This is a genomic window from Burkholderia lata (genome assembly GCF_902499025.1).
GTDB lineage: Bacteria > Pseudomonadota > Gammaproteobacteria > Burkholderiales > Burkholderiaceae > Burkholderia > Burkholderia lata_C.
Map to the genome: position 1 here is coordinate 142,034 of NZ_CABVPW010000017.1, position 24,328 is coordinate 166,361.

Here is a 24,328-nt window from a genome sequence, read left to right on the forward strand (position 1 = left end):
TCGCTCCCATGTGGACGGGCGCCGGCATTGCTGCGCCGGCGCCCGCTCATTCCTGGCCCGGTCGGGCGGTCGTCATGCCCGCATTAGACCAGCACGCGCTCGATCCCGCCATTGTTCGCACGTGCGACATAATCGGCCATCCAGTTCTCGCCGAGTACCTGGCGCGCGATTTCGACCACGATGTAGTCGGCTTCGAGGTTCGCGTCTTCGCTGTAGCGCGACAGGCCCTGCAGGCACGACGGGCAGCTCGTCAGGATCTTCACGTCCGGGCCGTTCGCGGCCGCGGCGGCCGGCGCCGGCGCGTTGCCGGCCACGACCGGGATGCTGCGCAGCTTAGCGGCACCCTTGCGGATCTCCTCTTCCTTGCGGAAACGGACCTGCGTCGAAATGTCCGGGCGCGTGACCGCGAGCGTGCCCGATTCGCCGCAGCAGCGCTCGTTCTTCTCGATCTTGTAGCCGTCCTTCTCCGCGCCCATCAGCTCGTTGACGAGCTTCACCGGGTCCATCGTCTTGATCGGCGTGTGGCACGGGTCGTGATACATGTAGCGCGTGCCCGACACGCCATCGAGCTTCATCCCCTTCTCGAGCAGGAACTCGTGGATGTCGATGATCCGGCAGCCCGGGAAGATCTTGTCGAATTCGTAGCCCGCGAGCTGGTCGTAGCAGGTGCCGCACGACACGACCACCGTCTTGATGTCGAGGTAGTTCAGCGTGTTCGCGACCCGGTGGAACAGCACGCGGTTGTCGGTGACGATCTTCTCGGCCTTGTCGTACTGGCCCGAGCCGCGCTGCGGATAGCCGCAGCACAGGTAGCCCGGCGGCAGCACGGTTTGCACGCCGGCTTCCCACAGCATCGCCTGCGTGGCCAGCCCGACCTGCGAGAACAGGCGCTCGGAGCCGCAGCCCGGGAAGTAGAACACCGCTTCCGAATCGACGGTGGTCGACTTCGGGTCGCGGATGATCGGCACGATCTTGTTGTCCTCGATGTCGAGCAGCGCGCGCGCCGTCTTCTTCGGCAGGTTGCCCGGCATCTTCTTGTTGACGAAGTGGATCACCTGCTCGACCACGGGCGGCTTGCCGACCGTCGCCGGCGGGTGCTGCGTCTGCTTCGTCACGACCTTCTTCAGCATGTCGTTCGCGAAGCGCTGCACCTTGTAGCCGGCGCCCATCATCACGCTGCGCGCGACGTTGATCGTCTGCGGGTTGGTCGCGTTCAGGAAGAACATGCCCGCCGCATTGCCGGCGTTGAACTTCTTCTTGCCCATCTTGCGCAACAGGTTGCGCATGTTCATCGTGACGTCGCCGAAGTCGATCTTCACCGGGCACGGCGTCGCGCACTTGTGGCACACCGTGCAGTGGTCGGCCACGTCGTTGAACTCGTCCCAGTGCTTGATCGACACGCCGCGGCGCGTCTGCTCTTCGTACAGGAACGCCTCGACCAGCAGCGACGTCGCGAGAATCTTGTTGCGCGGGCTGTACAGCAGGTTCGCGCGCGGCACGTGCGTCGCACACACCGGCTTGCACTTGCCGCAGCGCAGGCAGTCCTTCACCGAATCGGCGATCGCGCCGATGTCGGACTGCTTCATGATCAGCGACTCGTAGCCCATCAGCCCGAAGCTCGGCGTATACGCGTTGCGAAGATCGGCGCCGTCGAGCAGCTTGCCCTTGTTGAAGCGGCCGTTCGGGTCGACGCGCTGCTTGTACGCGCGGAATTCGGCGATCTCGTCGTCGGTCAGGAACTCGAGCTTCGTGATGCCGATGCCGTGCTCGCCGGAGATCACGCCGTCGAGCGAGCGTGCGAGCTTCATGATGCGTGCGACCGCCGCGTGGGCGTCCTGCAGCATCTCGTAGTTGTCGGAGTTCACCGGCAGGTTGGTGTGGACGTTGCCGTCGCCCGCGTGCATGTGCAGCGCGACGAACACGCGGCCGCGCAGCACCTGCTTGTGGATCGCCTGCGCCTCGTCGAGGATCTGCTTGAACGCGCCGCCGTTGAAGATCGCGCGCAGCTCCGCACGGATCTCCTGCTTCCACGAAATGCGGACCGTGCGGTCCTGCGTGACGTGGAACACGGTCGCGCCCGGCTGCTCGTCCGCGCGATCGGCGAACTTCTCGGCAAGCGCCTCGTAGCCGAGCTGCACGAGATAGTGCTGCGCCTCGCGCAGCGGCTGGTCGAGCCGGTCGCGCACGAATTGCCAGCGCGCACGCACGCGGTTGAGCAGCTCCAGCGCCTGCTGGACACGATCTTCGAGCAGTTCGGCGCTCGGGATCTCGTTCGCGTCGTCGGTCTTGCCGAGCGGCAGGTTGCCGGCGCGGAAAAACGCTTCCAGCGCGTCGACGAGCTGCAGCTTGTTCTTCAGCGACAGCTCGATGTTGATCCGCTCGATGCCGTCGGTGTACTCGCCCATCCGGTTCAGCGGGATCACGACGTCTTCGTTGATCTTGAACGCGTTCGTGTGCTTCGCGATCGCGGCCGTGCGGCTGCGGTCGAGCCAGAAGCGCTTGCGGGCCTCCGCGCTGACCGCGACGAAACCTTCGCCGCTCTTGCCGTTCGCCATCCGGATCACTTCGGACGTGGCGTGCGCGACCGCATCGGCATCGTCGCCGACGATGTCGCCGATCAGCACCATCTTGGGGAATGAGTTGCGCTTGCTCTTGGTCGCGTAGCCGACCGCGCGCAGGTAGCGCTCGTCGAGGTGCTCGAGGCCCGCGAGGATCGCGCCGCCCTGCTTCGACGTTTCGAACAGGTAATCCTTGATCTCGACGATGCTCGGGATCGCCTCGCGCGCCTGGCCGAAGAATTCGAGGCAGACGGTGCGCGTGTGCGCGGGCATCTTGTGCAGCACCCAGCGCGCGGACGTGATGAGCCCGTCGCAGCCTTCCTTCTGCACGCCCGGCAGGCCGGCGAGGAACTTGTCGGTCACGTCCTTGCCGAGCCCTTCCTTGCGGAACCGGCGGCCTTCGATCTCGAGCATCTCGCTCTTCAGCAGCTTCTCGCCAGGCGCGTAGGCGCCGTCGAACCACTTCAGCTCGAAACGCGCGACCGCGATGTCGTGGATCTTGCCCTGGTTATGCTCGTGGCGCGTGACTTCGAGCCAGTTGCCGTCCGGGTCGACCATCCGCCACCAGGCCAGGTTGTCGAGCGCGGTGCCCCACAGCACGGCCTTCTTGCCGCCCGCGTTCATCGCGACGTTGCCGCCGATGCACGACGCGTCGAGCGAGGTCGGATCGACCGCGAACACGTAGCCGGCCGCTTCCGCTGCCTCGGTCACGCGGCGCGTGACGACGCCCGCGCCGGAGAAGATCGTCGGCACCTTGTGCGCGACGCCCGGCAGCTCGGTCAGCTCGACCGCGCCGAGCTGTTCGAGCTTCTCGGTATTGATCACCGCGGAGAACGGCGTGAGCGGCACCGCGCCGCCCGTGTAGCCGGTGCCGCCGCCGCGCGGGATCACGGTCAGGCCGAGCTCGAAGCAGGCCTTGATGAGGCCGGCGATTTCGGCTTCGGTATCGGGGGTCAGCACGACGAACGGGTATTCGACGCGCCAGTCGGTCGCGTCGGTCACGTGCGACACGCGCGACAGCCCGTCGAAACGGATGTTGTCCTTCTGCGTGCAGCGGCCGAGCGCCTTGGTGGCGCGGCGGCGCAGGTCGGCCATCTTGTCGAATTCGTCGGCGAACTCGTTGACCGCGCGCTGTGCGGCGGTTTCGAGCATCTCGACGCGCGATGCGCGTTCGCGGCCTGCGTCGTCGCGGTGCGCGGTGAGATCCGCGCTGCGGCGCTTGCCGATTTCGGTCAGGCGGTGGTTCAGCGCCTCGATCAGCAGCGCGCGGCGCTTCGGGTTGTCGAGCAGGTCGTCCTGCAGGTACGGGTTGCGGCGCACGACCCAGATATCGCCGAGCACTTCATACAGCATCCGTGCCGAGCGGCCCGTGCGGCGCTCGGCGCGCAATTCGTCGAGCACCGACCACGCCTCTTCGCCGAGCAGGCGGATCACGATCTCGCGATCCGAGAAGGACGTGTAGTTGTAGGGAATCTCGCGCAAACGGGGCGCGGGGTCAGCGGCGACGGCGGCGGCCGCGCCATGCGGATCGAAAACTTGTGGTGCGTTCATGTTCGGACGACTCGGAGGGCCGATACACCGTGCACGGGCGTCGGCAAGCGCGTGGGCGCAATCTTGGGGAAATCTGTTCTGTTACCAGGCGCGCGGCTGTCCTTCATGGGGCCGGAGCGGGCGACTCGCCCCTCCTGGCCGGCGACAGGGCCTGGCGGCACTCGGAACCATCAGCACGATCGCGCGCGGCGCGCATGCCGTTCCGCCGCGGGGGTGGCTGCACGCGGCGTCGGCTTCAACGGGGCGATCCGAGGGTGCCTCTGCATCTTCCGATCCTTGATTCAAAACGGAATTCTAACCCATGATCGGGCCATGCGTGACACGTCGGACAGGTCGTGGGGCTATCCCCGCGAGCCGCGCCAGGCCTGGCTCGGCGCGATTTCGTGCGACCATTCGCCGTCCGTCCGGTCGGTAACCACGCGGTTAAACCGGTAAAAAAGGCAGCGCAACGTCGCAGACGCCCCGCCCGCACGGCCCCGCGAGCACCCGCTCGGCATGCCGCTTGCATGCAGGCAGACCCTTGGCGCTATCATTGATCCTTTACCGTCTGCTTCCGCACTGCACGCGAGCGCCCATGGCATCCCACGATTACCTGAAGAAAATCCTCACCGCGCGCGTCTACGACGTCGCGATCGAGACGGAACTCGAATCCGCCCGCAACCTGTCGGCCCGCCTGCGCAACGCCGTCTACCTGAAGCGCGAGGACAACCAGCCGGTGTTCTCGTTCAAGCTGCGCGGCGCGTACAACAAGATGGCGCACATTCCGGCGGACGCGCTCGCGCGCGGCGTGATTACGGCGTCGGCCGGCAACCATGCTCAGGGTGTCGCGTTCTCGGCGGCCCGGATGGGCGTCAAAGCCGTGATCGTCGTGCCCGTCACGACGCCGCAGGTGAAGGTCGATGCGGTGCGCGCGCACGGCGGCCCGAGCGTCGAGGTGATCCAGGCCGGGGAGTCGTACAGCGACGCCTATGCACACGCGGTCAAGGTGCAGGAAGAGCGCAGCCTCACGTTCGTCCACCCGTTCGACGATCCGTACGTGATCGCCGGCCAGGGCACGATCGCGATGGAAATCCTGCGCCAGCACCAGGGCCCGATCCACGCGATCTTCGTGCCGATCGGCGGCGGCGGGCTCGCGTCCGGCGTCGCGGCTTACGTGAAGGCAGTGCGGCCGGAGATCAAGGTGATCGGCGTGCAGGCCGAGGATTCATGCGCGATGGCGCAGTCGCTCAGCGCAGGCAAGCGCGTCGAGCTGAGCGAGGTCGGCCTGTTCGCGGACGGTACCGCCGTGAAGCTGGTCGGCGAGGAAACCTTCCGGCTCTGCAGCGAATACCTCGACGGCGTCGTGACGGTGAACACCGACGCACTGTGCGCGGCGATCAAGGACGTGTTCCAGGACACGCGCAGCGTGCTCGAGCCGTCCGGCGCGCTCGCGGTCGCAGGCGCGAAGCTCTATGCGGAACGCGAAGGCATCGAGAACCAGACGCTCGTCGCGGTCACGTCCGGCGCGAACATGAACTTCGACCGGATGCGCTTCGTCGCCGAACGCGCGGAAGTGGGTGAAGCGCGCGAAGCCGTGTTCGCGGTCACGATCCCCGAGGAGCGCGGCAGCTTCAAGCGCTTCTGCTCGCTCGTCGGCGACCGCAACGTCACCGAGTTCAACTACCGGATCGCCGATGCGCAGGCCGCGCACATCTTCGTCGGCGTGCAGATCAAGCGCCGCGGCGAATCGGCCGAGATCGCCGCGAACTTCGAATCGCACGGGTTCAAGAGCGTCGACCTGACGCACGACGAGCTGTCGAAGGAGCATATCCGCTACATGGTGGGCGGCCGTTCGCCGCTCGCGCTCGACGAGCGCCTGTTCCGCTTCGAATTCCCGGAACGGCCGGGCGCGCTGATGAAGTTCCTGTCGTCGATGGCGCCGGACTGGAACATCAGCCTGTTCCACTACCGCAACCAGGGCGCCGACTACAGCTCGATCCTCGTCGGGCTGCAGGTGCCGCAGGCCGATCGCGCCGAATTCGAACGCTTCCTCGCGGCACTCGGCTATCCGTATGTCGAGGAGAGCGCCAACCCGGCTTACCGCCTCTTCCTGTCGTAAAGGCGTCACGCATGAATCCCGAACATTCCCCGCTCGGCAAGGCCACCGTCTACGCCGCCCAGTACGACGCGTCGCTGCTGTTCCCGATCCCGCGCGCCGGCGCGCGCGAGCAGCTCGGCATCACGTCGGCGCTGCCGTTCTTCGGCACCGACATCTGGAACGCCTACGAGCTGTCGTGGCTCAACGCGCGCGGCAAGCCGCAGATCGCGGTTGCGACCTTCTACGTGCCGGCCGAATCGCCGAACATCGTCGAATCGAAGTCGTTCAAGCTGTATCTCGGCTCGTTCGCGCAGACGAAGTTCGATTCGATCGACGCGGTGCGCGACGCGCTGAAGCGCGACGTGTCGGCCGCGTGCGGCGCGACCGTCTCCGTGCAGCTCGTGTCGCCGCACGATTTCGGCAAGCTCGAAATGGACGAGCTCGACGGGCTGTCGCTCGACCGGCTCGACCTCGACACCGACGTGTACGAACCCGACCCGTCGCTGCTGACGGCCGCCGAGGACGAAGCGCCGGTCGAGGAGACGCTCGTGTCCGACCTGCTGCGCTCGAACTGCCCGGTCACCGGCCAGCCCGACTGGGGCAGCGTCCAGATCCACTATGTCGGGCCGCAGATCGACCATGCGGGACTGCTGCGCTACATCATCTCGTTCCGCAATCACACGGGCTTTCACGAGCAGTGCGTCGAGCGGATCTTCCTCGACATCCTGCATGCGTGCAAACCGGTGAAGCTCGCGGTGTATGCGCGCTATACGCGCCGCGGCGGGCTCGACATCAACCCGTTCCGCACCAACTACAACCAGCCGATGCCGGACAACGCGCGCAACGCGCGGCAGTGACGGCCGCGGGTGGCCGCCCCGGTTCGCAGTGGGCAGCGCGCGGCCGCCACGTCAAACTAAACAGCCCGGCCGGGTTCAACCGGCCGGGCTGTTTGTCATTGCGCGGACGGCCCTCACCCGCTGACCGGCCGCTCCGGAAGAATCTCCACCAGGCGCAACAGATAGCCGTCGGGATCCTGCACCAGCATCTCGACCTGGCCATGCTCGATCTCGTCCTCCCGATACCAGGACGTGCGCGGCTCGACGAACAGCGTCACGCCCGCGGCGCGAATCCTGTCGAGGATGGGATCGAGCGCGTCGACCTCGATCTGCAGATTTATCCCGCGCCCGAACGGCGGCTCCAGCGGGCCGGTCAGCCAGCCCTCGGGACTGTACTGCTCGAGCATCAGCTGAGCGCGCCCGATTTCAAGATAGACGAAGCCGTCTTCCGGACGCTCGAAGCAGATCCGGAATCCGAGCACGTCACGATAGAAGCGAACGCTTCCGGCAAGGTCCGAGCAGATCAGCTCCGGCACCAGCGCAGCCCATTCCATGCATGTCTCCCCATAGGGTCATGCGGCACCTTACATGAACGAGCGGGATGCATTGTGGCGGTTGCGGCCTCGGGAGCACCACCCGCCGGTCAACCGGCTCCCGGCACATGAAAAAACGGGCCCGGCGCACGTGAATGCGCCGGGCCCGTTGCGTAGCGGCTTGCCGTGGCGGCCTTACTTCGCCGGCGCCTTGTACGCGATGCAGTCGACCTCGACCTTGCAGTCGATGACCATGCTCGACTGCACGCACGCGCGTGCCGGCGGATGCTCGCCGAAGTACGAAATGAACACCTTGTTGAACGACGCGAAATCGCGCGCGTCGTCGAGCCACACGCCGCAGCGCACGACGTGCTCGAGGCCGTAACCGGCCTCCTTCAGGATCGCGATCACGTTCTCGATCGTCTGCTTCGACTGCGTGACGATGCCGCCTTCGACGACCTCGCCGTTCACCATCGGCGTCTGGCCCGACACGTACAGCCAGCCGTCGGCCTCGACCGCGCGTGCGAACGGCATCACCTGGCCGCCCGTGCCCTTCGCTTCGCCTACGCCATATCGCTTCATCGTTTCACTCCTTGTTTCGGTTACGGATGCGCGCACCGACGACGGCGCGCGCGGCAGATCGGAACAACCACCGCGTTCAGAACGCGGCGTCGGCACTCGCCGGCACGCGCTCGCCGCGCGCGACGAAGCCGCCGGCGCGCTCGCCGGTCGGCTGGCCGTTTTCATAAGTGAGCACGCCGTTCACCCACACGGCGTCGATCCCGTGCGCGGGCTGCTGCGGCTTCTCGAAGGTCGCGGCGTCGATCACGCTCGCCGGATCGAACAGCACGAGATCCGCGTGGTAGCCGACATGCACTTCGCCACGCTTCGCAATCCCGTAGCGGCGCGCGGACAGCGACGTCATCTTGCGGATCGCCTCCTCGAGCGGCAGCAGGTTCGTGTCGCGCACGTAGTGGCCGAGCACGCGCGGGAACGCGCCCCACAGCCGCGGGTGCGGCAGCGGATCGTTCGGCAGGCCGTCGGAACCGACCATCGTCGCGGGATGCGACAGGATCCGGCGCACGTCGTCCTCGGACATGTTGTGGTACACGGCGCCCGCCGGGCGGATGCGCTGCGCGGCTTCCTGCTCGCTCACGCCCCACTCGACCGCGATCGCCTTCAGCAGCTTGCCCGCCACTTCCGGGTGCGGCTCCGACCACGTGATCGTGATGTCGATGTCGCCCGTCACCTGCTTCAGGTCGAGCGTCGACGAACTGCGGCTGTACGGATAGCAGTCGCAGCCGACCGGCTGGTAGCGGCGCGCCCCTTCGAGCGACGCGAGCACTTCCGTGCTGCGCCCCCAGTTCGACGGGCCCGCGCACTTCAGGTGCGAGATCACGACCGGCACGCGCGCATGGCGGCCGACCTGGTACGCCTCTTCCATCGCATCGAGGATCGCGTCGAACTCGGTGCGCATGTGCGTCGTGTACAGCGCGCCCGCGTTCGCGAGCGGCTCGGCGAGCGCCATCACCTCCTCGGTCGGCGCCGCGAACGCGGAGCCGTACGCAAGACCCGACGACAGGCCGAGCGCGCCGTTCGCGAGCGCCTCCTCGAGCTGCGCGCGCATGCCGGCGATCTCGCCGTCGGTCGCCGCGCGGTCGAGGCGGTCCATCTGGTTGTTGCGCAGCGCCGTGTGGCCGACGAGCGCCGCGACGTTCACGGCCGGACGCGCGTCGTTCACGGCCGCGACATAGTCGGCGAAGGTCGGGTAAAGGAACGCCCCGCGCTCGCCGAGCAGGTTCATCGGATCGGGTGGATCGCCCGCGAGCGTCACCGGCGACGCGCTGATCCCGCAGTTGCCGACGATCACGGTCGTCACGCCCTGCGAGATCTTCGGCACCATCTGCGGCGCGCGGATCACGTGCGTGTCGTCGTGCGTGTGCACGTCGACGAAGCCCGGCGCGAGCGCGCGGCCGTTCGCATCGACGACATTCTCGGCAAGCCAGTTCGACAGGTTGCCGATCGCCGCGATCAGGCCGTTGCGGATCGCGACGTCGCGCGTGACGGGCGGCGCGCCGGTACCGTCGTAAAGCTGCGCGCCGACGATCAGCGTATCGGCGGCTTCGGGATGCGAATGCATGGTCAGTCTCCTACCGGTTGACGGTCTCCGCCGCCGCGATGCGCATCGAGCGCGTGCTTGATGCGACGCAGCGATTCTCGGCCCGCATCACCGAGCCGCAAGGCGACTCCGGTGACGAGCACGTCGATCGCCATCATCATCGCGTAACGCGATGTCGACGGCTTGTAAATGAAATCGGTTTCGAACGCGACGACCGGGATCAGGTGGTCGGCCAGCTTCGCGAGCGGTGACGCCGGCGCGGTGATCGCGATCAGCTTCGCGCCGTAGCGCTTCGCGAGCCGGCAGCTCTCGAGCAGCTCGGGCACGCGGCCGCTCACCGACAGCGCGACGACGACGGTATCGCGCGACAGCGTCGCGGCCACCATCCGCTGGAGCACGCTGTCCTGGTAGCTCGCGACCGGCCGGCCGAAGCGCACCAGCCGGAAGCGCAGCTCGTCGGCGAGCGCGGTCGAGCCGCCGCCCTGCCCGTACACGTAGGTCATCTTCGCAGCGGCGAGCAGGTCGGCCGCTTCCTCGAACGACGTATTGCGCAGCAACTGATGGTTGTGCGCGAGCGCGACACGAATTTCGTCATAGACCATCGACGCGGGGCTCGTGTCGTCGGCCGGCGCGTCGTCGGACGGCACCAGGAAGCGCTGGCCGACGGCCGCCGCCTGCGCAACCAGCACCTTCAGTTCGCGCACGTCGCGGCAGCCGACGGCCTTCGCGAAACGCGTGACCGTCGCGACGCTGACCTCCGCGTCGCGCGCAAGCGCGCCGATGCTCGCATGCGCGGCCCGCGCCAGGTCGGCGAGGATGAACGCGGCGACCTTGCGCTCGGCGTCACGCAACTCGGGCGCGCATTCGGCGATCCGCGCGACGATGTCGAGGACCGGCGGAGCGGCCGGAGCCGGATGGAGCTCGGCCGCGAGCGGAACGGACGGAGTGACGGGCGTATTCATCTGCGGAAAAAGGTGCGAAGCTCGATGTTACTAAATAACATCACCGCGCCGATGCTACTTTCTGTACCATCGGCGTGTCAACTTCAGTGCAATGCATAGTGATGATGGAGCGGGATGACATGAAAGTTACAAACTATCAGGAAGCAACGATCGATCCGTTCGGCAAGGGTCTCGGCAATCTGCCTAGCGCGAGCGTGCCGCTCGGCGACGCAGGCCGCCTCGAGTGGAACCTGCTTGCGGAAGACGTCAGCCTGCCGGCCGCCGTGCTGTACGAGGATCGCATCGAACACAACCTGAACTGGATGCAGGCATTCGTCCAGAAGTACGGCGTCAAGTTCGCGCCGCACGGCAAGACGACGATGGCGCCGCAACTGTTCCGCCGCCAGCTCGAAGCCGGCGCGTGGGGCATCACGCTCGCGACCGCGCACCAGACGCAGGCCGCGTATCACGGCGGTGTGCGGCGCGTGCTGCTCGCGAACCAGCTGGTCGGCCGCCAGAACATGACGATCATCGCCGGGCTGCTGTCCGATCCCGACTTCGAATTCTTCTGCCTCGTCGATTCGGCGGAGAGCGTCGACCAGCTCGGCCACTTCTTCGGTGCGCTGAAGAAGCCGCTGAACGTGCTGCTCGAGCTCGGCGTGCCGGGCGGCCGCGCAGGCGTGCGCGATGCCGCGCAACGCGAGGCCGTGCTCGCCGCGATCGCGCGCTATCCGGACACGCTGAAGCTGGCCGGTATCGAACTCTATGAAGGCGTGCTGAAGGAGGAAGGCGAGATCCGCACGTTCCTGCAGGAAGCGGTCGCGCTCACGCGCGAGCTGGCCGAGGCAGGCCGCTTCGCGCGTACGCCGGCAATCCTGTCCGGCGCCGGTTCGGCGTGGTACGACGTGGTCGCGGAAGAATTCGCGAAGGCGTCGAACGCCGGCTTCGCGGAAGTCGTGCTGCGTCCGGGCTGCTACCTGACGCACGATGTCGGCGTCTACAAGAAGGCGCAGACCGACGTGTTCGCGCGCAACCCGATCGCCCGCACGATGGGCGAAGGGCTGCTGCCCGCGCTGCAGCTGTGGGCCTACGTGCAGTCGGTGCCGGAGGCGGATCGCGCGATCGTCGCACTCGGCAAGCGCGACGCGGCGTTCGACGCGGGGCTGCCGGAGCCGGCACGCCACTTCCGCCCGGGCCGCGACACCGCGCCGCGCGACGTCGCCGCCGCCGAAGGCTGGGCGGTCACCGGGATGATGGACCAGCACGCGTACCTGCAGATCCCGCCGGGCGCGGACGTGAAGGTCGGCGACATGGTCGCGTTCGACATCTCGCACCCGTGCCTGACGTTCGACAAGTGGCGCCAGGTGCTCGTGCTCGATCCGCAGTTCAGCGTGACGGAAGTCGTCGAAACCTTCTTCTGACGCCCATCGCGCGCACCGCCCCGCCGTTCGCGCGGGGCGGCCGTCACGCGCGCTTCAAGCGGCCGGAGTACACTGCGCTTTCGTCCTCGGGGCCCCAGGCGGGCGTTGCACGCGCCTGCCGCGCGGGCCCTCAACGCAGCTCCACTGGAGAAAGCCATGGCCGCGAAGAAGATCCTGTTCCTGACCGGCGATTTCGCCGAAGACTACGAAACGATGGTGCCGTTCCAGGCGCTGCAGGCCGTCGGCCACCACGTCGATGCAGTCTGCCCGGGCAAGCGCGCGGGCGACAAGATCAAGACCGCGATCCATGATTTCGAGGGCGACCAGACCTACACCGAGAAGCCCGGCCACCAGTTCACGCTGAATGCGGCGTTCGACGACGTCGACGCGTCGCGCTACGACGCGCTCGCGATCGCGGGCGGCCGCGCCCCCGAATACCTGCGACTCGATCCGAAAGTGATCTCGCTCGTGCGCGAGTTCGCCGAAGCCGGCAAGCCGATCGCCGCGATCTGCCATGCGGCACAACTGCTCGCGGCCGCCGACGTGATCCGCGGCAAGCGCATCTCGGCCTACCCGGCCTGCGCCCCCGAGGTGAAGCTCGCGGGCGGCGAATACGCGGACATTCCGGTCGACGCGGCCGTGACCGACGCGCCGTTCGTCACCGCGCCCGCGTGGCCCGCGCATCCGGCCTGGCTCGCGCAGTTCCTCGCGCTGCTGGGCACGCGCATCGAGCTTTGAACCTGAAGTGAATTGAAATGAGATGAAGGGCCGGGCCGGCGGCGTACTCGCGCCGCCCTGCCCCGCGCTTCAGCGCGCGGCCGGCGTCGAGCCGACGTCCGCGATCCGCGACTCCAGCATCGCCAGCGCGCCCGACAGCGCATTCAGCACGTCGTCCGGCAATTGCGCCATCGTCTGCTCGAGAAACGCCTTGCGGCGCGGCAGGCATGCGTCGAACGCGGTGCGGCCGGCGTCCGTCAGTGTCACGTTGGTCACGCGATTGTCGCGTGCGTCGGATTCACGCTCGATCCAGCCGAGCGCGTCGAGCGACTTCAACTGGCGCGTGAGCGCACCCGGGTCGACGCGCAGCACTTCGACGAGCTTCTTCTGCGACGAATGCCCGCCCATCGTGTGCAACGCGACCATGATGCGCCAGCGCGGCATCGGTTGCCCGACCTGCGCCTCGAACGCGGTCATGAACGCGCGATACGTGCGTCCGAATTGCTGCAAGATCGCGACGCGGTCCTGTTCTTCCATGCGCTCAGTTCTACTCGTTCAATCGTTCAGTCGGCCGCGACATGCGGTTCGATCTTGCGCCGCAGCGCGATCGGCGGCACGCGGCGGCACTGCCACACCGACACCACGGCGACGACGGCCGCCATCGCGACGCCCAGGTGAATCGCGCCGACCAGCGATTCACGGGCGGCTTCCAGCAGCAGCGCGCCATTATGCCCGGCACGCGTCAGCTCCGCGACCAGGCCGCCCTGCGCGGCGCGATCGATCAGGATCTGCGGATCGGCGAGCTGCGCATGCCATTGCATCGCATGGTCGGTCGACAGCGCGTTGCGCACGCCGCTCGAATACATCTGGTTGACGAGCGTGCCGGTCAGTGCGGTGCCGACCATCCCGCCGACCATCCGCAGCGACTGCAGCAGCGCCGTCGCGATACCGAGGTGCTCGCGGCCGGCCGTCTGCTGCGCGAAGACGGTGAGGTTCGGCAGCACGAAACCGAGCCCGATGCCGCCCGCGACCATCAGCGCCATCAGCACCCACTTCGGCGTCGTGTGGGTCGACACGACGATGCCAGCGCAGGTGATCGCGAACAGCACGAAGCCGACGTGCAGCATCGCGTTCGGATTGCGGATGCGCGTGACGACCCGGCCGTTCATGATGCTGCCGATCGTGATGAACACGACGAGCGGCGTGATCACGAGCCCCGCCTCCTTCGGCGACATCCCGAACCCGCCCTGGAACAGCAGCGGCGCATAGAACAGCAGCGAGAACATCGAGAAGCCGGCGAGGATCGCCAGCACGAACAGCGCCGACAGCGCGCGATTGCCGAACATGTCGAACGGCAAGATCGGCTGCGCGCAACGCTTCTCCCAGTGCCACAGGCCGAAACCGGCCGCGACCGCGACGACGAGCAGCAGCGACGCCCAGCTCGCGACGCCGTACTTCGGCAGCCATTCGACGAACAGTTGCAGCGCGCCGAGCGACAGCGCGATCAGCAGCGCGCCCGGCCAGTCGAGCCGCATCTTGCGATCGTGCTCGACGTGACGCAGGTGCGGCAGGTAGCGCCACACGAACAGCAGCGACAGCAGGCCCACGGGCAAATTCACGTAGAACACCGAGCGCCAGCCGAACGACTGGGTCAGCACGCCGCCGAGCGACGGCCCGACCGCGTTCGCGATGCCGAACGCGGAGCTCATCAGCACCTGCCAGCGCAGCCGCACGACGGAATCGGGGAACAGGTCCGGAATGCACGCGAACGCGGTGCCGACCAGCATCCCGCCGCCGATCCCCTGCAGCCCGCGCGCGAGCACGAGCATCAGCATGTCGTTCGCCATCCCGCACAGCACGGACGCGCCGGTGAACACGACGATCGACACGATGACGAACGGCTTGCGGCCGTAATAATCGCCGAGCCGGCCGAAGATCGGCACCGTGATCACGGAACTGAGCAGGTACGAGGTCGCGACCCACGCGTACAGGTCGAAACCGCGGAGCTCGGCGACGATGGTCGGCAACGCGGTGCCGACGACGGTCTGGTCGAGCGCGACCAGCATGGTGACAAATGAGATCCCGATCATCGCCAGCAGCGATTCGCGGAACGGCAGGACTTGCCCGCTCGAATGGTGGGCGGCAGTATGGACGGCCATTTTTTGTTGGCGCAACTTTTGACGAGTCAAACAATCTTAAAATTCTAGCACGCCGGAGTAATCTAGGCTGGCGACGGTCAATGCCAAGGAGAAAGATGGAACCGATTTCAATCACCCCCGCGACCACGCTGTCGCCGGAGGATCGGGACGCGCTGGGGCGCGCGAAGCAGGTGCTGGAAAGCCCGTCGCTGACGATGAAGCTGACGGGCATGCTCGGCGCGCCGGTCGAGAAAATGATCGCCCGGCTGCCGGATTTCGCGACCGGCAAGATCAACGACGCGACACAGCTCGCGCTGCGCAAGTGCCTGAACATCGCGCTGCGCACGCTCGGCAAGCCGCCCGCGCCGGACGCCGAGCCCGACAAGCCGAGCAACCTGCTGCACAAGCTCGCGGTCGCGACGACCGGCGCGGCCGGCGGCGCGTTCGGCTTTCTCGCGCTGCCGGTCGAGCTGCCGGTGACGACGACGCTGATCTTCCGCTCGGTGTGCGACATCGCGCGCAGCGAGGGCGAAGACCTGAGCTCGGTCGATACGCAGTTGCAATGCCTGGCCGTGCTCGGCATGGGCGGCAACCCGGACAAGCAGGAAGAGGACGCCGATCTCGGCTATTTCGTGCTGCGCGGCGCGCTCGCGCAGGCGATCTCGAAGGCGTCGTCGGACATCACGACGAAGGGCATCGCCGCGCACAGCTCGGCGGCCGTGTTCAAGCTCGTGCAGACGGTGGCGTCGCGCTTCTCGGTGCAGGTGACCGAGCAGATGGCCGCGAAGTCGATTCCGGCGATCGGCGCCGTGCTCGGCGCAACCGTCAATACGCTGTTCATCGACCACTTCCAGCAGATGGCGCACGGCCACTTCACCGTGCGCCGGCTCGAGCGCAAGTACGGCTCGGTGGCCGTCAAGGCCGCGTATCAGGCGATCGACGTCTCGCCGGCGCGCTGAACCGCACGTTCGACCGCGACGCGGCGCAGGAACGCGGCCGCGCGGTCGAGCGCGTCGCGCGCTTCCGGCACCATCGGCGCGTACAGCTGCCACACGTGCGGCATGTCCGGCCACACCTCGATCTCCACCGCGACCCCGGCGGCCTTTGCCTTCTCGGCGACGCGGCGCGAATCGTCGAGCAGCACCTCGGTGCTGCCGACCTGGATATACAGCGGCGGCAGGCCCGCGAAATCCGCATAGAGCGGCGATGCGTACGGATTCGTGCCCGGCTCGTCCCCCAGGTACAGCTTCGCGGCCTTCGGCAACGCCGCGCCCGCGAACATCGGATCCGCGCCGTCGTTCGTGCGCAGCGTGGCACCGGTGGCGGCCAGGTCGGTCCACGGCGAGAACAGGATCGCGCCGGCCGGCAGCGGCTCGCCGCGGTCGCGCAGCGCGACGAGCGTCGCAAGCGCGAGGCCGCCGCCCGCCGAATCGCCGCCGAGCACGATCGACTCGGGCGGCGTGCCGAGCGCCAGCAGTTGCCGGTATGCGGCCAGCGCATCGTCGAGCGCGGCCGGGAAGCGGTTTTCGGGTGCCAAGCGGTAATCGAGCGAGAACGAGCGCACGCCTGCGCGCTTCGTCAGGCCGAACACGAGCGGACGGTGGGTCTTCGTCGAACAGAAGTAATAGCCGCCGCCGTGGAAGTACAGCAGCGTGCGGCCGGGCCCGCGGCCCGCGCCCGCGTCGGTGCGTTCGAGCCATTCGCCGCGCAGCGGCGCATCGCCCGGGCCATAGCACTGGCGCAGCCGGTAGCCCGACGGCGCGCGGCGCGGCACGACCATCCGCAGGTCGGTAAAGCGCCGCGCGCGGGCGGGATCGAGCACTTCGCGCGTGGTCTCGGGACGGAACTGCCAGCGCAGCAGCCAGCAGGCGAACTTGCTTTGCCAACTCATCGGACGCACTCCGTAATCACAGTGTGACGATGGTACGTGCGATCGTTCCCGCACCGCTCGACAGGTGCCTCTACATCAAACGCCGGCGCTCAGTTCGCCGGCATCACCTGGCCGCGGATCTCGCCGGACGGGTGCTCCTTCGTATGGACGTTGAAGTACCACTTGCCGCCCATCAGGTCGGTAACCTGCGCGTCGGTGAGTTCCTTCGAGCCCTTGATCGGGCTTGCCAGTTCGTCCTTCGGAATCGGCACCTGCACGCCCGCGTTCTGGCCGACCGGCGCCGGCCCGTGGAAATGCGCGGCGGTGGCCGGCCCCGTGAGGTGTTCGTAAGTGACCGCCCACTGAAGCATGTGCGTGGCCGTGTCGTAGGTGGCCTCGACATCGCCCGAGCCCTTGGTTGCCGTTGGCGGCACTTCGCTCGACGGCTGGAGATTGGCGGACAGGCGCACCGTTTCGGCGGCGGCGCTGCCGGCGGCCAGCACGCCCGCGAGTAACGCGACCTGGAGCAAACGCAGCTTGAGCATGGACTCTCCTTGTACGACGTTGTACGCCGCCCGAGCGGGGGCGCCAGACATGATGGTAGTCGATCGCCACCGATCCGGGCGTCCACCGAACGGCCATGCAGCGAATCGCCGCACCGCGCACGGCCGGCCCTTTCGCGCGACGCACGACGCACGACGCGTCAGTCTGCGTCAGACTGGAATGGACCTTTGCAGCCTGATGACTGAATCCGCGCGCGGCCTTTCGCTACACTTCGTTTCACAGTTGCTTGTTTCCTTCGTCCGAAGGAGTCTGCGAGTATTCACGCGGCCGCCCGGCCGCGTTTTTTTTTGCGCACGTCGCCGTCGGATCCGGCTCACACCGTATCAAGCATGACGAAGCGATCGCGCCGTTTCACATCACGCGCGATAGCCCGGATCGATGCGATCGACGATACGCTGCAGCGCGTCGAACGCGTCCTGCCCCGCGCCATGCTTCGGATCGAAATTCAGCGAATCGCGCACGCACCCTTCGAGCACGGGCGGCGCGATCGGCAGCGCGTCGCCGATCGCATGCGTGGCGACCTGCACCTCGCACGCGCGATTGAGCAGCCACATCAGCGAGAATGTCTGCGCGAGCGTCGTGCCGATCGTCACGGGCCCATGGTTGCGCAACAGCAGCACGGGCCGCCCGCCGGCGCTCTCGACGATGCGCCGCCCCTCTTCGAGATGCACGGTGATGCCCTCGAAGTCGTGATACGCGATCTTCCCGTACAGCTGCGCCGAATAGAAATTCGAGAACGACAGCCCGTCGCGCGAACAGCACACGGCCATCGTCGGCGTCGTGTGCACGTGCATCACGCAGTGCGCATCGGGCAGCGCCGCATGGATCGCGCTGTGAAACGTGAAGCCGGCCGGGTTGATCGGCCAGTCGGAATGACCGATTACGTTGCCGTCGATGTCGATCTTCACGAGGTTCGACGCGCACACCTCGCGGTAGTGGAGCCCGAACGGGTTGATCAGGAAATGCCCGTCCTCGCCCGGCACGCGCAGCGAGATATGGTTGTAGATCAGCTCGGTCCAGCCGAGATGATCGAAGATGCGGTAAGCCGCCGCGAGCTGCACGCGCGCCTGCCATTCGGCTTCGGAGAAACGGGCGGGACGCGTGAACGGCTGGTTCGGGACACGTTGCATGGGGGAACTCCGGTTGCGGGTGTGCGCGGCACGCGTGGCGCGGGCCGTCCGGCGGCACGTCGCGCGCGCCACACTAGTTGCGCACACAACCATATCATCATTCCCCACGCACCGGAAACGCGGGTTTAGCCGAAGCGCTTCCGTCCCCTTAAAGCTGGTCGTCGACCGGCAGCAGCATGAACATGCCGGTCATCAGGTTGCGCAGCAGCCCCGCGTGCGGATCGACGTGATAGGTGGTCGGCCGGCCGTCATCGAGGCCCGTCCATTCGAGTTCGGGCGACCCGCCGCCCGCCGGTGTCACGAGGCTCACGCGGTAGCTGTCATCCGGCTGCGTCACGCGCGCAAAGATCGTCGCGACTTGCTGCGCGAGCGCCGGGCTGTGGATCACGAGCGCCAGTTCGGTATTCAGGTGCGCGGAACGCGGATCGAGGTTCATCGAGCCGATCACGAGGATCTTCCGGTCGATCACGTACGCCTTCGCATGCAGGCTCGCGCGCGAGCGCGACCCGAACAGGCGCGGGCGCTGCCGGCCCGGCTGCGCCTTGAACTCGTAAAGCTCGACGCCGTGCTGCAGCAGCGGCACGCGATACGGCCCGTAGCCGGCCTGCACGGCGACCGCGTCGGTCGCGGCGAGCGAATTGGTCAGGATCGCGACACGCACGCCGCGCGCGGTCGTGTCGCCGAGGATCTTCACGCCCGCGTCGTGCGGCACGAAATACGGCGAAAACGCGAGGAATTCCTGCTGCGCGCCGCGCGTGAGCTCGACCAGGCGCTGCATCGGCGGGCTCACGTACGCATCGGTCGGCTGCGCGACCTTGTCGGGCGCATCGACCTTGAACTCGGCCGGCGCCCACACGAGCGCGAGCTCGTCGCGCGCGATCTGCTGCGCGAGCGGCGTCGCGTTCAGCGGCTTCGCGTTGTACGGATCGGCGTTCTTGCGCCAGTGGGCGCGTAGCTCGTCGCGCGTCGCGTCGAGGTCCTTCGGATCGAACGACTGGTGATTCAGCACACGCAGCGGATAGCTGCTCGCGCTCGACCAGTACGTGTCGAAGCTCGCCGAGACGTCGTTCGTCACGGGGCCGGCGGCCAGTACGTCGAGATCGCGGAACTGCAGCGTCGGGCTCGCGCTGAAGTATTCGTCGCCGAGATTGCGGCCGCCGACGATCGCGATCTGGTTGTCTGCGATCATCGCCTTGTTGTGCATCCGGCGCGTGAAGCTGTCGATGCGCGTGAAGAAATTGGCCGTGCGCTCGACCATGCGCTGCTGCGACGCGCCGAACGGGTTGAACACGCGGATCTCGATGTTCGGGTGCGTGTTCAGCGCGGCCATGATGCGATCGATGTCGCGGAAGTTCAGGTCGTCGACCAGCATCCGTACGCGCACGCCGCGATCGGCCGCGTACAGCGCCGCGGCGAGCAGCAGTTTGCCGGTCGTGTCCTCGGTCGCGATGTAGTACTGCATGTCGAGCGTTTTCGTCGCGGCCCGCGCGAGCGCGATGCGCATCTGCAGCGCCTCGGTGCCTTCCGGCAGCAGCCGGAAACCCGACTGGCCCGGATGCGCGGCCTCGGGCGCGGCCAGCGCGTCACGCAGCGGCGTCGCGGCATCGGGTGGCAACGCGCGGGAGACCGGGCGATCGAGCGTGGTGGCGGGTGGATGCGTCGCGCACGCGGCGACGAGCGACAGCAGCACACAGACGGCCAGCGCGCGGGCCGGGCGGCATGCAGCGCGCCATGACGGCGCGGCCGGCGCGCGCCGGATCAAAGACGTGAACACGGAGGCTTCCTCGACTGGCGGAACAAAGGGCCCGCATGCGCCGCGACGCGCGGCTGGCGCACGGTTCCGGCCGATTCTAGAGGGCGCCCGATGAACCGGTCAATCGCGCGGGGCGGCGCCGACCGCTTCGGACCGCGGGCCGGCGCCCGCCTGCCGGGCATCGATGCCCCGCCGCACCGGAGGCGCCCGCCGGACGGGCTACGCATCGAAGCGGTCCGACCAATCTCAGGCCCCGTCGCCGCTGCGCTCGAAATGGCTGCGCACGTAGTCGATGTGCGTCTGCATCGCGGTGCGCGCCTCTTCGGGACGTTGTGCGCAGATGGCTTCGCACACGACGCGGTGCTGCAGCAACAGCAGCTCGGACGCCTGCTCGTCGTGCGTCGTCATGCCCGCCACGTTGATCGTAATGTGTTCGCGCAGCATCCCGATCACGCTCGTATGCAGGTGCAGGAACATCGTGTTGTGCGACGCGAGCGCGATCGCCTCGTGCAGCTTCGCGTCGGTCGCGGCTTCGACGGCCGCGGCACCGTTCGCGTGCGCGGTTTCGAGCTCGCGCAGCAGCGCACGGATCCGGCGGCGGTCGTTCGCGTCGGCGCGCAACGCGGCGAAATACGCGGTCGCGCCTTCGAGCACGCGGCGGAACTCGAGGATGTCGTCGCGCAGCGCGGGGTGATCGGCGACCAGTTGCCCCCACGGCGACGCGATGCCGGCGCGCAACTGGTCCGTCACGTAGACGCCCGCGCCGCGCCGGCTCTGCAGCAGCCCGCGTGCGACGAGCCGCTGGGTCGCCTCGCGCACCGTATTGCGCGCGACGCCGTATTCCTGCGCGAGCACGCGCTCGGCCGGCAGGCGTGCGCCGGCCGGCCAGGTGCCGTCGAGCAGCGCCGTCTCGATCTTGCGCATCACCACTTCGGTCCGGCCCCGTGCCGTCATCGCTGCCATCGTCGCGTCTCCCTGCGCAATGCGTGCCGCGCCGATTGGCCCAACCAATTTGAGCTGCGGCGCCGTCGCGGGAATTATGCAGCGAAATCGTCGTCCCGCATCCGCATGCCGGGCCGTCGCCTCTGGAGCGAGACATGAACGAAAGGCAGTACCCCGCCGCCGCCCCCGCGAACGTCTATCTGTTCGCGACCTGCCTGGTCGACCTGTTCGTCCCCGAAGCCGGGCTCGACGCGGTCCGGCTGCTGGAACGCGAAGGCCTGACCGTCCACTATCCGCGCGGCCAGAGCTGCTGCGGGCAGCCGGCCTACAGCAGCGGCAATCCCGACGAAGCGCGCCGCGTCGCGGCCGCGCAGCTCGACCTGTTCGCCGAACCGTGGCCCGTGATCGTGCCGTCCGGCTCGTGCGGCGGAATGATCCGGCACCATTGGCCGGCGCTGTTCGCCGACGATCCCGTCCACGGCCCGAAGGCCCGTGCGATCGCGGAACGTACCTACGAACTCACCGAATTCCTCGTACACGTGCTCGACGTGCGGCTCGATGCGCTCGCCGCGCCGGCCGGCGCCGACGAGCGCGTGGTGCTGCACACGTCGTGCGGGGCCCGCCGCGAGATGGGTACCCGCGTGCACGGCGTCGCGCTCGTCGACGCGCTGCCGGGCGTGACGCGCATCGAACACGAACGCGAATCCGAATGCTGCGGCTTCGGCGGCACGTTCTCGCTGAAGCATCCCGACATCTCCGGCGCGATGGTGCGCGACAAGGTCGCGTCGGCCTGCGCGACGGGCTGCGACCGGCTCGTGTCCGCCGACTGCGGCTGCCTGCTGAACATCGGCCACGCGGCCGACAAGTCCGGCGCGCCGCTGCCGGTCGAGCACCTCGCGAGCTTCCTGTGGCGCCGCACGGCCGGCGCCGCATCGCTGCGCGGAGACAAGCAATGAGCGCGCGCGACGCAATCCTCCAGCGGCTGCGCGCCGCCGCCCCGGGTGTCGCCGCCGAGGCCGCCCCCGCGCTCGACGCGCGCATCGACACGCATTACGACGCGCGCCGCGCGCAGACCGGGACCGCACACGACCCGCACGCGCTTGCCCGCGCGATGCAGGCCGCGCTCGCCGCGTCGCACGCGGACGTCTGGTGCGCAACCGGCGACGAATGGCCCGCTCAGCTCGCCGCGCGGCTCGTCGATGCCGGCGTGCGCCGCCTGCTGCTCGACCCGGCCCGCGCCGAATCCGCAGCACTCGCCCGCGCGCTGCCCGACACGGTCGCGCCTGTACCGTTCGACCGGCCGATCGACGCGTGGAAGGCCGAACTGTTCGACACGATCGACGCGGGCTTCACCGTCGCGCGCTCGGGCATCGCGGCCACCGGCACCGTCGTGCTCGCCCCCGATGCCGGCACGCCGCGCACGGTGTCGCTGGTGCCGCCGCTGCATGTCGCGCTCGTCCATGCAGACACGCTGCACCCTGACCTGCACGCGGCCGTGCACACGGAGCGCTGGCACGCCGGCATGCCGACCAACCTCGTGCTGGTGTCGGGCCCGTCGAAGACCTCCGACATCCAGCAGACGCTCGCCTATGGCGCACACGGCCCGCGCCACCTGTGGGTCGTGATCGTCACCGACACGGCCGTCGCACGCCCGGCCGCCCCCGCCCGCGAGGACCTCCCGCAATGAGCGACCACACGCTGCAATTCGTCGCCCCCGGCGACTTCAAGACCCGCGCGCGCGCCGCGCTCGACGATCCCGCGCTGCGCAACAGCTTTCGTGGCGCGATGGACTTCCTGCAGGGCAAGCGCGCAACGCAGTTCCCCGACGACGCCGAGCTGCAACAGCTGCGCGACCTCGGCGAAGCGGTGCGGCAGCACGCACTCGCGCAGTTGCCCGCGCTGCTCGAGCGGCTCGAGACGAAGCTCACCGAAGCCGGCGTGCACGTGCACTGGGCCGAGACGGCCGCCGACGCGAACGCGATCGTGCTCGGCATCGCGCAGGCGAAGAAGGCGCGCCGCGTGATCAAGGGCAAGTCGATGGCGAGCGAGGAAATCGAGCTGAACCATTACCTCGCGGAGCACGGTGTCGACTGCATCGAATCCGACATGGGCGAGTTCATCGTGCAGCTCGCGGGCGAGAAGCCGTCGCATATCGTGATGCCGGCGATCCACAAGACGCGCAGCGACATCGCCGAACTGTTCGAGGAACACATCCCCGGCACGCGCTATACGGAGGACGTCGACGAGCTGATCCAGACCGGCCGGCGCGCGCTGCGCCGCGCGTTCGCCGATGCGGACATCGGTCTGTCCGGCGTGAATTTCGCGGCGGCCGACACGGGCACGCTGTGGCTCGTCGAGAACGAAGGCAACGGCCGCCTGTCGACGACGGTACCCGACACGCACATCGCGATCATGGGGATCGAGAAGGTCGTCGAGAAGCTCGAGCACATCGTGCCGCTGTCGAGCCTGCTCACACGCTCGGCCACCGGCCAGGCGATCACGACCTACTTCAACCTGATCTCGGGCCCGCGCCGCGACGGCGAACGCGACGGCCCGCGCGAGCTGCATCTCGTGCTGCTCGACAACGGCCGCACGCAGGCCTACGCGGACGAGCAGCTGCGCGCGACGCTGCAGTGCATCCGCTGCGGTGCGTGCATGAACCACTGCCCCGTCTATACGCGCATCGGCGGCCACGCGTATGGCACGACCTACCCGGGCCCGATCGGCAAGATCATCTCGCCGCACCTGCTCGGCCTCGACGCGACGGCCGACCTGCCGACCGCGTCGACGCTGTGCGGCGCATGCGGCGAGGTGTGCCCGGTGCGGATCCCGATCCCGCAACTGCTCGTGCGGCTGCGCACCGAGGCGAACCGCAAGCCCGACGAACCGGTCGCGCATCCGCTGCGCGGCCAGGGCGCGAACTACAACCGCGCGGAAGACCTCGTGTGGCGCTTCTGGTCGGGTGCGTTCGCGCATCCGCGCGCGTACCGCGCGTTCCGCTGGGCCGCGACGCGCCTGCGTGCGCTGACGCCCGCCAAACAGATGGGCTGGACGCAGCACCGCACGCCGCTCGAACCGGCGCCGCGCAGCCTGTCCGACCTGCTGCGCGCACGCGGCCAGCCCGAGTAGCCGTTCCGTTTTTCAAGCCGTACCGACAAAAACCTATGGAGGAGACATC

General features: G+C 68.1%; 20 protein-coding genes. 8 read left to right on the forward strand and 12 right to left on the reverse strand.

Going from position 1 to position 24,328, the window contains the following annotated elements; genetic code table 11:
* Nucleotides 1–83 precede the first annotated feature (83 nt).
* A complete protein-coding gene (locus BDI24065_RS19005) occupies nucleotides 84–4,109 on the reverse strand; it encodes a DUF3683 domain-containing protein (RefSeq protein ID WP_175032565.1) in 4,026 nt (1,341 codons plus the stop codon).
* A gap of 574 nt (nucleotides 4,110–4,683) precedes the next feature.
* Between BDI24065_RS19005 and ilvA the strand changes: the two genes are divergently transcribed.
* Complete coding sequence (gene ilvA / locus BDI24065_RS19010; RefSeq protein WP_175025241.1) at nucleotides 4,684–6,207, forward strand: threonine ammonia-lyase, biosynthetic; 1,524 nt, start codon at nucleotides 4,684–4,686, stop codon at nucleotides 6,205–6,207.
* Between the two features lie 11 nt (nucleotides 6,208–6,218).
* Complete coding sequence (gene queF / locus BDI24065_RS19015; RefSeq protein ID WP_175032566.1) at nucleotides 6,219–7,043, forward strand: NADPH-dependent 7-cyano-7-deazaguanine reductase QueF; 825 nt, start codon at nucleotides 6,219–6,221, stop codon at nucleotides 7,041–7,043.
* A gap of 113 nt (nucleotides 7,044–7,156) precedes the next feature.
* Here the strand turns inward: queF and BDI24065_RS19020 are convergent, their stop codons facing one another.
* From BDI24065_RS19020 to BDI24065_RS19035, 4 genes are all read right to left on the reverse strand, one after another.
* Nucleotides 7,157–7,576 (reverse strand): bleomycin resistance protein, encoded by a 420-nt coding sequence (locus tag BDI24065_RS19020; protein WP_175032567.1) that lies wholly within the window; start codon nucleotides 7,574–7,576, stop codon nucleotides 7,157–7,159.
* Between the two features lie 174 nt (nucleotides 7,577–7,750).
* Nucleotides 7,751–8,137, reverse strand: a complete 387-nt coding sequence (locus BDI24065_RS19025) for a RidA family protein (protein WP_011353171.1) — start codon at nucleotides 8,135–8,137, stop codon at nucleotides 7,751–7,753.
* 76 nt (nucleotides 8,138–8,213) lie between these two features.
* Nucleotides 8,214–9,695 carry an N-acyl-D-amino-acid deacylase family protein gene (locus tag BDI24065_RS19030; RefSeq protein WP_175032568.1) on the reverse strand — a complete coding sequence of 494 codons (1,482 nt, stop codon included), beginning with the start codon at nucleotides 9,693–9,695 and terminating at the stop codon, nucleotides 8,214–8,216.
* A gap of 2 nt (nucleotides 9,696–9,697) precedes the next feature.
* Nucleotides 9,698–10,636, reverse strand: coding sequence for a MurR/RpiR family transcriptional regulator (locus tag BDI24065_RS19035; protein WP_175032569.1), 939 nt, complete (start codon nucleotides 10,634–10,636; stop codon nucleotides 9,698–9,700).
* A gap of 119 nt (nucleotides 10,637–10,755) precedes the next feature.
* Between BDI24065_RS19035 and BDI24065_RS19040 the strand changes: the two genes are divergently transcribed.
* Complete coding sequence (locus BDI24065_RS19040; RefSeq protein ID WP_175032570.1) at nucleotides 10,756–12,036, forward strand: amino acid deaminase; 1,281 nt, start codon at nucleotides 10,756–10,758, stop codon at nucleotides 12,034–12,036.
* A 156-nt stretch (nucleotides 12,037–12,192) separates the two neighbouring features.
* Complete coding sequence (locus BDI24065_RS19045) at nucleotides 12,193–12,774, forward strand: DJ-1/PfpI family protein (protein ID WP_021161332.1); 582 nt, start codon at nucleotides 12,193–12,195, stop codon at nucleotides 12,772–12,774.
* A gap of 69 nt (nucleotides 12,775–12,843) precedes the next feature.
* On the opposite strand, the gene BDI24065_RS19050 is transcribed toward BDI24065_RS19045, so the two are convergent.
* Nucleotides 12,844–13,290 carry a MarR family winged helix-turn-helix transcriptional regulator gene (locus BDI24065_RS19050; RefSeq protein WP_175032571.1) on the reverse strand — a complete coding sequence of 149 codons (447 nt, stop codon included), beginning with the start codon at nucleotides 13,288–13,290 and terminating at the stop codon, nucleotides 12,844–12,846.
* 26 nt (nucleotides 13,291–13,316) lie between these two features.
* Nucleotides 13,317–14,912 carry an MDR family MFS transporter gene (locus BDI24065_RS19055; protein WP_175032572.1) on the reverse strand — a complete coding sequence of 532 codons (1,596 nt, stop codon included), beginning with the start codon at nucleotides 14,910–14,912 and terminating at the stop codon, nucleotides 13,317–13,319.
* Nucleotides 14,913–15,007: 95 nt separating this feature from the next.
* Between BDI24065_RS19055 and BDI24065_RS19060 the strand changes: the two genes are divergently transcribed.
* Entirely contained in the window at nucleotides 15,008–15,850 is an 843-nt protein-coding gene (locus BDI24065_RS19060; protein WP_175032573.1) for an EcsC family protein, read from the forward strand.
* Here BDI24065_RS19060 and BDI24065_RS19065 read toward each other — a convergent pair.
* The 5 genes from BDI24065_RS19065 to BDI24065_RS19085 all read right to left on the reverse strand — a co-directional run bounded on the left by BDI24065_RS19065 (nucleotide 15,820) and on the right by BDI24065_RS19085 (nucleotide 21,171).
* On the reverse strand, nucleotides 15,820–16,782 hold the full coding sequence (locus BDI24065_RS19065; protein WP_175032574.1) for an alpha/beta hydrolase: 963 nt from the start codon (nucleotides 16,780–16,782) through the stop codon (nucleotides 15,820–15,822). The genes BDI24065_RS19060 and BDI24065_RS19065 overlap by 31 nt on opposite strands.
* 89 nt (nucleotides 16,783–16,871) lie before the next feature.
* Nucleotides 16,872–17,306, reverse strand: a complete 435-nt coding sequence (locus BDI24065_RS19070; protein ID WP_174955050.1) for a CHRD domain-containing protein — start codon at nucleotides 17,304–17,306, stop codon at nucleotides 16,872–16,874.
* 375 nt (nucleotides 17,307–17,681) lie between these two features.
* Nucleotides 17,682–18,455 carry a class II aldolase/adducin family protein gene (locus BDI24065_RS19075; RefSeq protein WP_175032575.1) on the reverse strand — a complete coding sequence of 258 codons (774 nt, stop codon included), beginning with the start codon at nucleotides 18,453–18,455 and terminating at the stop codon, nucleotides 17,682–17,684.
* Nucleotides 18,456–18,603: 148 nt separating this feature from the next.
* Nucleotides 18,604–20,229: a phospholipase D family protein gene (locus tag BDI24065_RS19080; protein WP_175032576.1), complete on the reverse strand. Its 1,626-nt coding sequence runs from the start codon at nucleotides 20,227–20,229 to the stop codon at nucleotides 18,604–18,606.
* Between the two features lie 225 nt (nucleotides 20,230–20,454).
* Entirely contained in the window at nucleotides 20,455–21,171 is a 717-nt protein-coding gene (locus BDI24065_RS19085; protein ID WP_175032577.1) for a FadR/GntR family transcriptional regulator, read from the reverse strand.
* Between the two features lie 134 nt (nucleotides 21,172–21,305).
* Here BDI24065_RS19085 and BDI24065_RS19090 point away from each other — a divergent pair, with 134 nt between their 5' ends.
* Genes BDI24065_RS19090 through BDI24065_RS19100 form a run of 3 tightly spaced genes read left to right on the forward strand, consistent with a single transcriptional unit; the run spans nucleotide 21,306 to nucleotide 24,279 of the window.
* Nucleotides 21,306–22,106, forward strand: coding sequence for a (Fe-S)-binding protein (locus tag BDI24065_RS19090; RefSeq protein WP_175032578.1), 801 nt, complete (start codon nucleotides 21,306–21,308; stop codon nucleotides 22,104–22,106).
* Nucleotides 22,103–22,837 carry a LutC/YkgG family protein gene (locus tag BDI24065_RS19095; RefSeq protein ID WP_175032579.1) on the forward strand — a complete coding sequence of 245 codons (735 nt, stop codon included), beginning with the start codon at nucleotides 22,103–22,105 and terminating at the stop codon, nucleotides 22,835–22,837. The genes BDI24065_RS19090 and BDI24065_RS19095 overlap by 4 nt, the downstream gene beginning before the upstream one ends.
* Nucleotides 22,834–24,279: a LutB/LldF family L-lactate oxidation iron-sulfur protein gene (locus BDI24065_RS19100; RefSeq protein WP_175032580.1), complete on the forward strand. Its 1,446-nt coding sequence runs from the start codon at nucleotides 22,834–22,836 to the stop codon at nucleotides 24,277–24,279. Before BDI24065_RS19095 ends, BDI24065_RS19100 begins: the two co-directional genes overlap by 4 nt.
* Nucleotides 24,280–24,328 lie beyond the last annotated feature (49 nt).

Coding starts and splice junctions, on each gene's coding strand:
- BDI24065_RS19025 (WP_011353171.1), bottom strand. CDS start 8,137: ATGAAGCGATATGGCGTAGGCGAAGCGAAGGGCACGGGCGGCCAGGTG.
- BDI24065_RS19045 (WP_021161332.1), top strand. CDS start 12,193: ATGGCCGCGAAGAAGATCCTGTTCCTGACCGGCGATTTCGCCGAAGAC.
- BDI24065_RS19055 (WP_175032572.1), bottom strand. CDS start 14,912: ATGGCCGTCCATACTGCCGCCCACCATTCGAGCGGGCAAGTCCTGCCG.
- BDI24065_RS19085 (WP_175032577.1), bottom strand. CDS start 21,171: ATGGCAGCGATGACGGCACGGGGCCGGACCGAAGTGGTGATGCGCAAG.
- BDI24065_RS19050 (WP_175032571.1), bottom strand. CDS start 13,290: ATGGAAGAACAGGACCGCGTCGCGATCTTGCAGCAATTCGGACGCACG.
- BDI24065_RS19090 (WP_175032578.1), top strand. CDS start 21,306: ATGAACGAAAGGCAGTACCCCGCCGCCGCCCCCGCGAACGTCTATCTG.
- BDI24065_RS19065 (WP_175032574.1), bottom strand. CDS start 16,782: ATGAGTTGGCAAAGCAAGTTCGCCTGCTGGCTGCTGCGCTGGCAGTTC.
- BDI24065_RS19020 (WP_175032567.1), bottom strand. CDS start 7,576: ATGGAATGGGCTGCGCTGGTGCCGGAGCTGATCTGCTCGGACCTTGCC.
- BDI24065_RS19070 (WP_174955050.1), bottom strand. CDS start 17,306: ATGCTCAAGCTGCGTTTGCTCCAGGTCGCGTTACTCGCGGGCGTGCTG.
- BDI24065_RS19030 (WP_175032568.1), bottom strand. CDS start 9,695: ATGCATTCGCATCCCGAAGCCGCCGATACGCTGATCGTCGGCGCGCAG.
- BDI24065_RS19100 (WP_175032580.1), top strand. CDS start 22,834: ATGAGCGACCACACGCTGCAATTCGTCGCCCCCGGCGACTTCAAGACC.
- BDI24065_RS19035 (WP_175032569.1), bottom strand. CDS start 10,636: ATGAATACGCCCGTCACTCCGTCCGTTCCGCTCGCGGCCGAGCTCCAT.
- BDI24065_RS19060 (WP_175032573.1), top strand. CDS start 15,008: ATGGAACCGATTTCAATCACCCCCGCGACCACGCTGTCGCCGGAGGAT.
- ilvA (WP_175025241.1), top strand. CDS start 4,684: ATGGCATCCCACGATTACCTGAAGAAAATCCTCACCGCGCGCGTCTAC.
- BDI24065_RS19095 (WP_175032579.1), top strand. CDS start 22,103: ATGAGCGCGCGCGACGCAATCCTCCAGCGGCTGCGCGCCGCCGCCCCG.
- BDI24065_RS19005 (WP_175032565.1), bottom strand. CDS start 4,109: ATGAACGCACCACAAGTTTTCGATCCGCATGGCGCGGCCGCCGCCGTC.
- queF (WP_175032566.1), top strand. CDS start 6,219: ATGAATCCCGAACATTCCCCGCTCGGCAAGGCCACCGTCTACGCCGCC.
- BDI24065_RS19040 (WP_175032570.1), top strand. CDS start 10,756: ATGAAAGTTACAAACTATCAGGAAGCAACGATCGATCCGTTCGGCAAG.
- BDI24065_RS19075 (WP_175032575.1), bottom strand. CDS start 18,455: ATGCAACGTGTCCCGAACCAGCCGTTCACGCGTCCCGCCCGTTTCTCC.